Below are 13718 nucleotides of genomic sequence, written 5' to 3' on the forward strand. Positions count from 1 at the left end.
AAAATAGCGCAGATAATATCGAGATAGTCGTCAGCTATTTGACACCGTTTGGCCAGATTTAGCCATTTTTAGCCCATTTAGATAGCTATCGATTGAATTGAGGACACGCCCTAGAATGACACAGGGTTTGGATTTACTTAATTGATAACGGGTAAGCACCCATGAAATGACAGTAATCGCTGGGAAGGGATGATATAAAAGCGGATGACTGGTAGAATAACGCTGTTCTTAGCTTAATATAATTCTGTTGCATAGGACATAAGCGAAAATAGTATACTTAGTTCATGATATAGGATTGACACCGTATCGAATTTATAGTGGATCCTTTATAATATACTTTTAGCCATTTGCTTTTAGGTCGCTTTTTTTAGATGGTGATATCACCATTGCAAGCGCCTTTTGAATAAAAACCAATCAAAGCTAGCCACTACGGTTATAAAGGCTAGCCAACAGCAACAAGAAACTTAAGTAGCCTCAACCATTGCAAGAGACTACATATAATGTACGGGATCGAACCATAACGTTTGCTATTGCATAGTATTATTTAACGATATGTCGTTTAACGATTTGTAGCATTATATTTGAGCTTTATTATTCACTACAGCCTATAGGAATATTCTACTAATATGTCAAAAATTATTTATACAAAAACTGACGAAGCCCCAGCGCTGGCGACCTTATCATTCTTGCCGATTGTCAAAGCCTTTACCAATACAGCAGGCGTCTCTGTCGATATCAGCGATATCTCTGTGGCCGCGCGTGTGTTGGCCGAATTCCCTGAGTACCTCACTGAAGAGCAGCGCGTACCTGACAACCTCGCAGAGCTAGGTCGCCTAACCCAAGACCCAAATGCCAACATCATCAAACTGCCGAACATCAGTGCCTCAGTACAGCAGCTAAAAGCCGCTATCAAGGAATTGCAAAGCAAAGGCTATGCCCTACCTGACTTCCCTGACGAGCCAAAAACTGAGGAAGAAGAAAACATCCGTAAGCGCTACGGCAAAGCACTAGGTAGCTCGGTCAACCCCGTACTGCGTGAAGGTAACTCTGATCGCCGCGCGCCAAAAGCGGTCAAAAACTACGCACGTAAGCATCCGCACTCAATGGGTGAGTGGAAACAGTGGTCAAGCACTCACGTCTCACACATGCACAGCGGCGACTTTTATGACGGCGAGCAATCGATGACCCTCGACAAGGCGCGTACCGTACGTATGGAGCTGTTGCTCGAAGATGGTACCACCAAAGTCCTAAAGCCAGAGATTGCTTTGTTGGACAAAGAAGTCATCGATCTGATGTTTATGAGCAAAAAAGCGCTACTTGAGTTTTATGAGCGCGAAATGGAAGACTGCCGCGAAGCAGGTATCTTATTTTCATTGCACGTAAAAGCCACGATGATGAAAGTCTCGCATCCAATCGTCTTCGGTCATGCGGTCAGAACGTATTATAAAGACGCTTTTCAAAAACATGGTGCGCTCTTTGATGAGTTAGGCATCAACGTCAACAACGGTATGGCATCACTTTACGAAAAAATCAAAGAGCTGCCAACCTCTCTACAAGAAGAGATTGAGCGCGACTTGCATGCTTGTCAAGTGCATCGTCCACGTCTGGCGATGGTTGACTCATCAAAAGGCATCACCAACTTCCACTCACCAAGCGATGTGATCGTCGATGCCTCAATGCCTGCGATGATTCGCTCAGGCGGTAAGATGTGGGGCGCAGATGGCAAAATGTATGACTGTAAAGCGGTCATGCCAGAGTCTACCTTTGCGCGTATTTATCAAGAAATGATCAACTTCTGCAAATGGCATGGCAACTTTGACCCAACCACCATGGGTACAGTACCAAACGTCGGCCTCATGGCTCAAAAAGCTGAAGAATACGGCTCACACGACAAAACCTTTGAGTCAAGCGACGCTGGTATCGCTCGTATCGTAGATGTGGATACTGGTGAAGTCCTCATGGAGCAAGCCGTCGAAAAAGGCGATATCTGGCGCATGTGTCAGACCAAAGATGCCCCGATCCAAGACTGGGTCAAACTGGCTGTACGCCGTGCCCGCGAGTCAGACACGCCAGTCGTCTTTTGGTTAGACCCATACCGTCCGCACGAAAACGAGCTGATCAAAAAAGTCAAAATGTACCTAAAAGACCATGACACCGATGGCCTACATATCGAGATCATGTCGCAGGTTCGCGCCATGCGTTATACCTTAGAGCGCGTCGCTCGCGGTCTAGACACCATCTCTGCTACTGGTAACATCTTGCGTGATTACTTAACAGATTTGTTCCCTATCTTAGAGCTTGGTACCAGTGCCAAGATGCTATCGGTCGTGCCACTCATGAAAGGCGGCGGTTTGTTTGAGACAGGTGCAGGCGGTTCAGCACCAAAGCATGTCGAGCAGTTGGTAGAAGAAAACCACTTGCGCTGGGATTCACTAGGCGAGTTCTTAGCCTTGACCGAATCTTTGGAGCATTTGGCCAAAAACGACAACAATGCTAAAGCGCAAGTATTGGCAGACGCCCTCGATAAAGCCACAGAAAAACTGCTAATCAACAACAAGTCACCATCGCGCAAGACTGGCGAGATTGACAACCGTGGCAGCCACTTCTACCTAGCGATGTACTGGGCAGAAGAGCTGGCGGCTCAAGACAAAGATAGCGAGCTAAAAGCGCAGTTTACACCGCTGGCAGAACAGCTGCAGCGTGACGAAGCGGCCATCATCAAAGAGTTGAATGATGCCCAAGGCAAGTCGGTAGATATCAAAGGTTACTACTTAGCCGATGAGAAACTGGCTGAGCAAGTGATGCGTCCAAGCACGTTGTTCAACGAAGCGATCGCCTCATTATAATCTGATGCGCCGCTGATATGCCTGAGCGCTGGGCGTAAAGGATGTATTTAAGCCTTTACGCCCACTTTTAGCATAAAAAAACACCCCTTAGATCTGCAATCTCAGGGGTGTTTTTTATGCTTACTTTTAGGATGCGCCCTTATGTAAAGACGCAGATTCGGTTGCAGACATGCCCCGACGCTTAAGCGTGCATGTGCTTGATAACGGCTTTACCAAACTCAGAAGTACTCAGCAAAATGGCATCTGGCATCAACCGCTCAAAATCATAGGTCACTGTCTTATTAGCGATAGCGCCTTGGATGCCGCTAATGATCAAATCAGGAGCGACCCTGGGTTGACTTTGTTTTGTCCGGCGTATTTGGGTGCAGTACCATGCGTCGCTTCATAAACCGCGATTGCGCCGCCTTTATTGGCACCTGGTGCGATACCGATACCGCCCACTTCTGCTGCGAGGGCGTCGGATATATAATCGCCGTTTAGGTTGAGCGTTGCCACCACCGAATAATCAGCAGGGCGCATGAGGATTTGCTGCAAAAAGGCATCAGCGATGACGTCTTTTATGACGATGTCATTGCCTGTTTTTGGGTTTTTCATCGTCATCCAAGGCCCGCCATCCAATAGCTCGGCACCGAAGCGCTCGGCGGCAAGCTCATAGCCCCAATCCTTAAACGCGCCTTCGGTAAATTTCATGATATTGCCCTTGTGCACCAAGGTGACATTAGGCAAATCATTGTCGATGGCATACTGGATAGCCTTACGCACTAAGCGCTGCGAGCCTTCTTTTGAGACAGGTTTGATGCCGATACCGCAGTCATCATCGAAGCGAATCTTGGTGACACCCATCTCTTCTTTTAAAAACTTAATGATCTTTTTAGCCTCATCACTGCCCGCCTTCCATTCGATGCCAGCATAGATATCTTCTGAGTTTTCGCGAAAAATCACCATGTCTGTCAGCTCGGGATGCTGCACTGGGCTTGGCACCCCTTCAAACCAGCGCACGGGGCGCTGGCACACATACAAGTCGAGCTCTTGGCGTACCGCGACGTTGAGCGAGCGAAAACCACCGCCCACTGGGGTCGTCAATGGCCCTTTGATACTGATGACATAGTCTTTTAAAATCTCCAGCGTCTCATTGGGCAAATAATCCCCATCGTATACTTTTGCCGCTTTTTCGCCGAGATAGGTCTCCATCCAAATGATGGATTTTTTGCCATGATAAGCCTTGTCTACTGCTGCATTGACGACCTTTATCATCACAGGCGTGATATCGACTCCGATACCATCACCCTCGACAAAAGGGATAATCGGATGATTGGGCACATTTAAAGACAAGTCAGCATTTACCGTGACTTTTTCGCCGTCTCTTGGGACGATCACTTTATCGTAGGACATGGGTAACACTCCTTAATGATTTAATTATGAGTTATTTAATTATATATCTTGGTCATTTATCGTAATTTTGCCAATCTGATGAGTAACGCCTTATGCCATTTACCATACTGCAAAACTTGCCTAAACCATAGAGGACAAAAACACAATTGGCCCATAACGAGCATAATTATAAAGATAGTTTATACAGTATTAACAAATCAAAAGGCGTTATATGCTAGGGTTTTGATGAGACGTTACTGTATGCTGCTTCGCCATTTATCGTTTAAAATCGGATACGTGGCTATCAGATTATTTTTATACCGGATTGACTATAGCGCCTATCGGAATATCAAAGATATAAAACCATAATAATAACATGGTATTTATTCGCTGATGGGACGGTGTTATAGTCGCAGCATTCAAGACCGATACCACATCAACGGTTACAAGCGGCAATTTTTATACTTGTTTTATACGTAATAGTGCCCTTTGACCGCTTTGTCAGTTTATTTTAGGAATGCTTACACCATGCCGAGCTCTAGTCTCATTTTGTTCAATAAGCCTTATGGGGTGCAAAGTCAGTTCCGTGACGACAGTAATAATGACCACGCCACCCTATCGGCATACTTTACCGATAAGTCGCTGCGAGTGGCGGGCCGGCTTGATGCAACCTCAGAGGGGCTACTGATCTTGACCAGTGATGGCCGCGTCAACAAAGCCATTACCCAGCCACCATCGGCGGCGAGCTTTAAAAAAGACAAGCACAAGCAAGGCAAGACCTATTTGGTGCAAGTCGAGGGGATCGCAACGCCTGCACAGCTACAAGCCCTGAGCAAAGGCGTGCACTTAAAGGACGGTAAAACCTTACCTGCGCTCGCCCAAATGGTCACAGAGGCGGACTTGCCAATAGCCTTATGGCCCCGCAACCCACCGATACGTGAGCGCAAAAACGTCCCAACGTCTTGGCTAATGCTGACCATCTACGAAGGCAAAAACCGCCAAGTCAGGCGTATGACCGCTCATGTAGGTCTGCCTTGTCTGCGTTTGATACGCTGGTCGGTTGCAGGGTTTGAGTTAGGCCGTTTGGGGGTCGGTGAGTTTGTTCGTATTCATCTAAATGACGAGCGCTGTCGACAATTAGGGATTGGGCACACGCTCTAAACATCATGTCTCGAACTGGTAAGGTTTATCTGTTAAGATTCAGCACATTACGGATATTATCTCATCACTCGTCTGTTTTTATCATTGCCGCTTTATAATAGGAATATGTCATGATTGCTTCTCGTCGCTTTTCTTTGCTTGCCAACAGTATTGCTGCTGCGCTGATATTAAGTGCCTGTCAGCCAGCGACTGAGGATGAGGTGACGTCTAGCGATACCGCAACGCCGCCCGTGACCGACCTAGAGATCAATCCATCTGATGCGCAAACGGAAGATGTGCTGGCTAAAGAAGATGCAGCAAACGAGACACAAATGACCGATATGCTCAGAGACTATACGAGGGCGATGACGCGTATGCACGATGAGATGATGATCGGTATGGGTTATAACGATCCTGATACCGCGTTTGCCAAAGCCATGCTTGGTCATCATCGCGGAGCGATCGAGATGGCAAAGACCCAGCTAAAATACGGGACAGATGATAGCATGCGGCAACTGGCGCAAAACGTCATTGATGCCCAGCAGCCAGAGATTGATACGTTAAATAAATGGCTTGCCAGCCATCCCGACACCGTCAAAACCAACCCGCACACAGAAGCCATGCAGCAGGCCTATGCCAGAAGCATGGATGTCTTACACGGTGATATGGTGCTTGGTATCGCCGACCCGCAGCCAGACATGGCGTTTGCTCGCGGTATGCTGCCGCATCATATCGGCGCGGTAGATATGGCCAACGTACAGCTCAAGTACGGCACTGATGAAGAGATGCGCCAGTTGGCACAAAGTATCATCGACACCCAGCAAGCTGAGATTGAGCTGATGCAAAAATGGATTGCAAGCCATAGCGCGGACGCCGCTGAGACAAATACCAATGCAGATGCGGACTCTACGACTGACGCGTCAGACGATCATGCTCAACCGTCTCAATCTCAGTCGTCTAAGGAGCCGGCTACAGCACCTGCCAAAGATGGTGAGTCGTAAATACACACAAACATACATAGTAAGCCAGCTGTGTCACCAAGCCTCTCTCTGGCGACACAGCGAACCGCCTTTAGCCTCTAATCTACTCTCAGACAACAAAAGGGCGACTTTAGCCTACCTATCTGCCCACACATTTAACCATGTATGCCAGCCTGCTTGGGTCGGCGATGCCGCCTCATCACTGGGCGATGCGCTCGTGGGTGTTGCAAGATGCAAAGTGACTTTATAAGGGCAATCTTGATGGAGGCTGTCTTGATAAAGGCCATCTTGCTCAATATCTGCCGCTGCATTTTTCTTCTCAGCGGCCGCTTTGGGTAATACGGTGACCGACATCAGCTCATCTCGGCGAAACAAATGACAGTCAATCTTGCGCGCAGACGTACTCAGAGCCGATAGCTGTTTGGCATCGGCTTTGATACCGTCGATGGCGACGATCACATCATGGGCGGAGATACCCGCACGCGCCGCCGCACTACCGCGTAGGACTCGATTGACTTTGAGGCCTGCTGGGGTGTCGCTACAGCGCATACCCCAAGGCATGTACTTGTCCGCCGTCTCCTTACTATTGACATGTAGCTTGACACCATTGGCACTCAGCAATGTCTGTATCGGCAACGCCTCAACGCCATTGACGTAGCGGCGCTCAAAATCCTGCCAGACATCAAGTGGCATAAACTGACTGATGACCGCGCCCATATCGGCACTGCTGATACCGATGCGCTTTTTGTCATTTTGCTTGGCCTGTCGATAAAATGCCTGTATCACATCAAACAAGCGATAGCGTCCCTTGGTTTTCTCCAGCAAAGTCAGATCCAAACAAAGCGCTACCAAGGCGCCTTTATTATAATAGCTGATACCTGCGTTACCTGTGTTTTCATCATTGCGATACAGCTTAATCCAAGCATCAAAACTCGACTCAGCCACGCTCTGATATGCACGCCCTGGCGTCTGGTAGTAGCGATTGATTTGCTCAGCCAGCAGCTTCAGATAGCTGGCTTTATCGATGACGCCTGATGCTTGCAGCATAAAGTCGTCCACATAGGAGGTAAAACCCTCAAACACCCATAGCAAAGGCGTAAAGGCCTCCTTTCGCAAATCAACCTCGAGCATCACATCAGGGCGCACCGTCTTGACCCACCATGCATGAAAGTACTCATGACTACACAAGCCCAAAAAACGCTGATAATCGCTGCTGGGTATTTTTGGCTCATCGACACTTGGCAGGTCGCGGCGCGGGGTGATCAGGCTGGTAGAATTGATATGCTCAAGCCCGCCATAGTCCTGCCCACTGGCAAAGGTCATAAAGGTATAATCTGCAAAAGGTGCATCGCCTAGCCAGTCTACATAGCTCTGACAGATCTGGGTGATGTCCTGCTGCAACCTGCCCATATTGCTACTGTGCTTGCCTGACAGATAAAAACGGTGACGTAGCGTCTGATGCGCGCTGTCTTGAATAATAAAATCAAACCTATCTTGCTCGGCAATCTCAAACGGATAGTCAATCAAGTCATGATAGCTGGGCACTTGTAGCGCAAAGCACAGCTGCCCCTCTAGCTGCAGCTCTGTGTAGTCCACGCCTATCGCCAGACAAACACGCGCCTCATCCTTATCTGCCAAAAACGTTGCAGGAACGATGAGACTGACTTGCAGCTTTTGCTGCTCTTGCCCTTCGACAGCCAATGCAAGCGAGGTAAAATTACCATACAGTCGCTGCTGATCGACGTAGGCGGTACGCACCGACAGATCATAACAGTAGACCTCATAATGAACGCTGACACTCTGCCCTGCCTTTATCTGCGGGAGCTGCCATGTATGCTTGTCTATTTTTTGGCCACGATAAGGCTGTGACGACGTATCACGAGCTGTATCCTGCTCATCTAGCACCTGATAATGGACAGCGGTGATATTGCGAGCAAACTCGCGCATCAAGTAGCTGCCTGGTATCCATGCAGGTAGCCAAAGCTGCGGCGCATCGGTGCTGGCGGTAAAGCTCAGCGTCACATCCACCAGATGCTCAGCAAAACGGGAAAAATCAAAACGATAACGAATATCGATGTCTGCTGTACTCTGGACGTTGGCATCATAGTTGGCTGGCTTCTCATTGGTCTTTGAGGTAATCTGTGTCATTTTCTTGTCTCATTTTTATGGTTATCATTATGGTAGAAGCCCGACAGACAAAACGCAACTGGCAAACGTTTTATACTGGAGCGTTCAGGCATCTGGCGAGTTCATCCGTTTATATTTCAAAAAAATAGCTATTTAACGTGATTAATTGGCATTTTTTCTGTTTTTTGCCTTGAAAGTTATCAAAGCCATCTCAATTAAAGATGCTAACTGCTAAAGTTACTTTTATAAACCGAAATAAACTGATGATAATTGACTAATGACGTGGCTATTTGGCTGGCTAATTGGCTTTTTTAGGTTTATTGCAACCGTATTTAATTTTTTACATCGATATATTTAGGATATTTTATGACTACTATCGCAAAAGACACCGCCGTCACATTCAATTACACGCTAAAAGACGACGAAGGCAACATCCTTGACCAGTCACCAGAAGGTCAACCACTTGCCTATCTACATGGTCACAGCAATATCATCCCAGGTCTAGAAAACCAACTAGAAGGCAAATCTGCTGGCGAAAAAGTAAACGCTGTCGTAGAGCCTGCTGACGGCTACGGTGAGTACCAAGAGCAAGCGGTACAGCAAGTGCCACGTGAAAACTTCCAAGGTGTCGACGATATCCAGCCTGGTATGCAGTTCCAGTCAGAAGCGGGCGGCCAAGTGATGCTAGTGACAGTCACTGACGTAAACGACAAAGAAGTCACTGTCGATGCCAACCATCCATTGGCTGGTAAGCGCTTGACGTTTGATGTTGAGATTCAAGAAGTGCGCGCTGCTACTGAAGACGAGCTAAACCACGGCCATGTACATGGCGCTGGTGGCGTTCAGCACTAATCGCTACTTGCATTTGGTAAGCAGTAAAAGGTTTGGTGGCTATGAGATACATCAGCCAACTGGCCAACAGAGTCGACTCAATTGAGTCGGCTTTTTTTATGCCTGCTGTTTTGTGCCTGCTGTTTTGTGCCTGCTCGTTTATACGGTACGTTTGTGGGAGCAGCGTTGTGGGCAGCTGACCGAACAATGCTAGCACAAATGTCATTGAGAGCGGCGCAATGGTTTACCACTAAATCGCCATCCTTTAGACGTAACAAAGCCGCATAACGACAAGCATTATGCGGCTTTTATCACTAACCATCCATGTTAATGTTATCAAATACCTAATCCCGGGGTATCTCATAACTGACAGGCATCCAGCCTTATCATCCCTATCATCCCTAATCAGCAAACCACCTATCCCTGATGCGACCTTTAAGATACCAATCCCTAGTATCCATGAACCGTTCCGTTCAATCGTGCCGTACAGTTATAATCGCAGATTGCCCTATCGTTAGTAAGAGGCCGAAACGTCAATCGATGTAAGCATATGCTTACATACTATTGTTGTTTCGATAGCACTCGTCATTTCTCTAGCACCTCTTTAGGGCTCAGCAGCTGCTTTGGTTCTGCGCTTAGCATGATATAGGCAGCTTCATTGATAAAGGCTTCATCCTCTGGCAGCTCTGGGCGCTCATTGGCTTTCATCTGACTGCGCTCTTCAAACTTTGCATCCATCGCCGCTTGATAGGTATTCCAATCACTATAAGGCTTTTCGCCCGTTGCAATCAGACGCCCTATTGATATCTAAGCGAATGGGTTTTTTCTCATCTTCCATATCACGGATATCATTGAGCGTTGAGAGATAGACGAACTGCGGGTTTTGCTGTTGGCGAATCTTGGATTGTTGATTGAGTGTCGCCAAGGTATCGCTGCTAAACTTGCCCTCAGGCTTGTACGGCGCTGTTTTGATGGTGTCCCAAGGCAGGGCTTTTTTCTGCGCGCGCTCACCAAAGGTCGCATCATCATAGATATTAACCAGCTCGATATCTGGGACGACACCTTTGTTTTGCGTACTGCCGCCCGTCACACGATAAAACTTACGCTGGGTCAAGGTCGCTGTCCCAAGCGCTAGACTATCAAGCTGGATTTGAGCAGAGCCTTTACCGGTGGTCGTACTACCAACGACCAGTCCGCGTCCGTAGTCTTGGATAGCGGCAGCAAAGATTTCGCTGGCTGAGGCAGATGCTAAGTTGGTCAGTACCACCATTTTGCCATCATACAGCTGCTCGCCGCCATCGTTGTCGCGGTAGACTTGGATGTTGCCACGGTTGTCACGAATCTGCACGAGCGGCCCGCTCTTGATAAAAAAGCCCAGCATCTTGGCCACTTCATCTAAAGAGCCGCCAGGGTTGTTGCGTAAATCCACCACAAGTCCATCGATATTTTCTTTATTAAGGGCTTTTAGCGCCTTTTCGGTATCGATACTGACGCTGCGATAGTCTTCGCCATTGCGCCGTGCGCGATAATTGAGATAAAAACTTGGTATCTCAAGTACACCGATACGTTTGGGCGTTTTGTCAATATTAGGACGCTGTACTTCGACGACGCGCTGCTTGACACCCGACTCTTCTTGTTGAATGATATCGCGCACCACCGTCACGGTGCGAGCACTTGAGTCTGGCGTATTGGGCTGGCGTAGTTTGAGAGTCACTGAGGTACCGCGCTTACCGCGAATCAAACTGACAATCTCTCGCGTCGACCAGCCGACCACATCGGTCATGTTTTTGCCGTCTTTGGCGATACCGACGATCAAATCATTGGGTTTTATCTGACCAGTTTTGGCTGCAGGGCCACCATCGACTAGCGTGACAATGCGCGTATAGTCTGGGTTTTTGCGATCTGGGCGAATCGATACACCGATGCCTTCTAGTTGCAAGCTTGACTGAATTTGCAGCTCAGTCGCTTGAATAGGCGCATAATAGTTGCTGTGTGGGTCATAGGTCAGCATCGCGGTATTTAAGATCGTCTCCATGATTTCATCATCTTTGAGACGTTTAAACTGCTCTTGCTGACGTGTGAGACGTTTGAGTAATATCTCACTTGGTGTGCGTTTGTCATCACGGACGAGGTCTTGACCACGCGTGATATCGGGGTTGTTTAAAAACACCTGCTCTTTGGCTTTTTCGTCTTCTTGCCCCAAGGTGATGCTGATCAGTTGAAATTTTAGCTGCCGCGTCCAGTAGTCACGTTGCTCTTTTTTGGTCTTAAAATGCCCAAGCTTTTCACGGTCTAAAACGATGGTCTCATCACCTGTCAAATCAATATCGGTCTTGAGCATTTTACTTGCCATGGCGAAGTACTCACTTGAGCGCTGGCGATAACGCTCAAATATCTCTACCCCCGCCGACAAATCTCCGCGCTTGAGGCGTGCGCCAAACTCGTCGGCGTATTTTTTCTTAAATTCATCGACATCAGATTGCAAAAACAAGGTGTGATTGGGGTCTAGGCTATCGATATACATCGATAAAATCTCGCTACCCATTTTGCTATCGAGTGGCTGATTGAGATAATGACTCCGATCTAGCAAGGCGGCGACTTGGCGCGTGGTGACTTTTTGTTCAGGCGTCGGTACAAAGCCTTCGGTGCTGGTCTCTGCCACAGCAGTGCTATAGCTTTGGGTTAAAATAATACCGGCGATGCCCACTGACACTGCACTGAGTAACCACTGTGCTGGTTGTTTTTTCATCATATATACCTAGTTTTTTAAGTGAGTAATAATATCGTTATTGTAAAAATCCAAAAGGCTTTGCTCTGCTGCTATCTTGATACCCTCTCTGTTATTACAATGATTGGTATCGCAAATTGTAGTGATTGTAATAGTTGACTACCTATACGGCATTCTATACAGAACTGACCAGATAGCATTAAAATATCGTGAAAAATCAATCAATATTATCACGAGCATCTAGATAAAACTGTCTTAAACTGTATAAACAATCTTACACGCTACGCCGCTCTGTACCAAACTTTCTGTCATATTTATCGCAGTCCGTCTTTGCGCTACTAGCGCTTTTTGTACATCGACGAGATCACTCATTAAACCCCATAAGCCCATCAATTTAAAGCCATTTATCTGGCACATTATACGCCGTGCCTAATAACTGTCATAATAAGGCCATCTACACAATATACTAAGGCGTGTCTGTCGCGAGCCTAAGGAACTTAAACGATGAGACTTAAACGATGAGACTTAAACGATGAGACTTAAACGATGGGACTTAAACGGCACAGTCTTCACAAACACCGTCACCCACCTTAGTACTCCTTATTGTCAATTTTATTAAATAACAGTAACAGTCGCATTTTAAGATAACCACTTATCAAGTAATAACCAAAAAGGATAACGCAATGTATGGCGTTTTAATGATTGATATCGATAGTACTGCTCTGACCGCTGAAGATGTCAGCTTAATCAAACAAGCACAAGTCGGTGGTGTTATTTTGTTTGCCCGCAACGTCGCTGACGCCGCGCAAGTGCGCCAGCTGTGTGATGACATACGCTACCACAATCCTGATATCTTGATCGGCGTCGATCAAGAAGGTGGGCGCGTGGCACGACTACGTAACGGCTTTAGCCCTTTGCCAGCGATGGGCAAGCTGGGTGAGCGGTTTGAGCAAGATCCGGCGCAGGCGCTGAGCCTCGCTTATGACTGCGGTTATCTGATGGCGGCAGAGGTGCTGGCCGTGGGGATTGATTTGAGCTTTGCGCCTGTGCTTGATAGAGGCGGTATCAGCCAAGTCATCGGCGATCGCAGTTTTCATCAAGAGACGCAAGCCATCATTGCCTTGGCTTCTCAGTTTATGCGCGGCATGAAAGCGGCTGGCATGGCGACCACAGGCAAACATTTCCCTGGGCACGGTGCCATCGCACCTGACTCACACGTGGCAGAAGCGATTGATAATCGCAGCTTGGATGAGATCATCAATAGTGACATGCAGCCTTTTGCCCAAACTCTGCCATGGCTCGATGCGCTGATGCCCGCCCATGTGATTTTTTCGCAAGTGGATAATAAACCTGCAGGGTTTTCAAAGATGTGGCTACAAGACATTATCCGTGAGCAGTTAAAATTTGATGGCGTGCTGTTTTCAGATGACTTGTCGATGGCAGGTGCGCAGGCGGCAGGCGATGTCAGTGCACGAGTAACAGCGGCCATCAATGCAGGCTGCGATATTGCTTTGGTCTGTAATGACCGTATCGCGGCTCATGAAGCTGCCCAAGCAGCGCAAGATCTGCCCTATCCTAACCAAAACCGTGTCAAATCTATGTCCGGCAAGATACCAGCATGGCAAGGCGATCTTGAGTCAACTTGTCAGCAGTTTGACTACTGGCAGCAAGCCAAACAAAAGGTGATGCAGGCGT

At 47.7% G+C, this 13718-nt stretch carries 6 protein-coding genes and 2 pseudogenes; 5 read left to right on the top strand and 3 right to left on the bottom strand.

Annotation, left to right across the window (positions count from 1 at the left end):
* Positions 1-626: 626 nt before the first annotated feature.
* Positions 627-2846: an NADP-dependent isocitrate dehydrogenase gene (locus NK638_RS09395; RefSeq protein ID WP_274632811.1), complete on the top strand. Its 2220-nt coding sequence runs from the start codon at positions 627-629 to the stop codon at positions 2844-2846.
* Positions 2847-3027: 181 nt separating this feature from the next.
* On the opposite strand, the pseudogene icd reads toward NK638_RS09395, so the two are convergent.
* A pseudogene (gene icd, locus NK638_RS09400) lies at positions 3028-4238 on the bottom strand (NADP-dependent isocitrate dehydrogenase).
* Between the two features lie 507 nt (positions 4239-4745).
* Here icd and NK638_RS09405 point away from each other — a divergent pair.
* A complete protein-coding gene (locus NK638_RS09405; RefSeq protein ID WP_274632812.1) occupies positions 4746-5378 on the top strand; it encodes a pseudouridine synthase in 633 nt (210 codons plus the stop codon).
* A 110-nt stretch (positions 5379-5488) separates the two neighbouring features.
* A complete protein-coding gene (copM, locus tag NK638_RS09410) occupies positions 5489-6358 on the top strand; it encodes a CopM family metallochaperone (protein WP_274632813.1) in 870 nt (289 codons plus the stop codon).
* A 114-nt stretch (positions 6359-6472) separates the two neighbouring features.
* Here the strand turns inward: copM and NK638_RS09415 are convergent, their stop codons facing one another.
* Entirely contained in the window at positions 6473-8485 is a 2013-nt protein-coding gene (locus NK638_RS09415) for a M61 family metallopeptidase (RefSeq protein ID WP_274632814.1), read from the bottom strand.
* 345 nt (positions 8486-8830) lie between these two features.
* Between NK638_RS09415 and NK638_RS09420 the strand changes: the two genes are divergently transcribed.
* Positions 8831-9316 (top strand): FKBP-type peptidyl-prolyl cis-trans isomerase, encoded by a 486-nt coding sequence (locus NK638_RS09420; RefSeq protein ID WP_274632815.1) that lies wholly within the window; start codon positions 8831-8833, stop codon positions 9314-9316.
* A 564-nt stretch (positions 9317-9880) separates the two neighbouring features.
* Here the strand turns inward: NK638_RS09420 and NK638_RS09425 are convergent.
* Positions 9881-12044 (bottom strand): annotated as a pseudogene (locus tag NK638_RS09425) (carboxy terminal-processing peptidase).
* A gap of 662 nt (positions 12045-12706) precedes the next feature.
* Here NK638_RS09425 and nagZ point away from each other — a divergent pair.
* A partial coding sequence (gene nagZ / locus NK638_RS09430) for a beta-N-acetylhexosaminidase (protein WP_274632816.1) occupies positions 12707-13718 on the top strand: 1012 nt, incomplete at its 3' end.

Origin of the sequence: Psychrobacter sp. A3 (genome assembly GCF_028823565.1) — a bacterium.
In the GTDB taxonomy this organism is placed as follows: Bacteria; Pseudomonadota; Gammaproteobacteria; order Pseudomonadales; family Moraxellaceae; genus Psychrobacter; species Psychrobacter celer.

Bases quoted from the DNA above. Each gene is read 5' to 3' on its own strand.
- NK638_RS09395 (WP_274632811.1), top strand. From the start codon at position 627: ATGTCAAAAATTATTTATACAAAAACTGACGAAGCCCCAGCGCTGGCG.
- NK638_RS09405 (WP_274632812.1), top strand. From the start codon at position 4,746: ATGCCGAGCTCTAGTCTCATTTTGTTCAATAAGCCTTATGGGGTGCAA.
- copM (WP_274632813.1), top strand. From the start codon at position 5,489: ATGATTGCTTCTCGTCGCTTTTCTTTGCTTGCCAACAGTATTGCTGCT.
- NK638_RS09415 (WP_274632814.1), bottom strand. From the start codon at position 8,485: ATGACACAGATTACCTCAAAGACCAATGAGAAGCCAGCCAACTATGAT.
- NK638_RS09420 (WP_274632815.1), top strand. From the start codon at position 8,831: ATGACTACTATCGCAAAAGACACCGCCGTCACATTCAATTACACGCTA.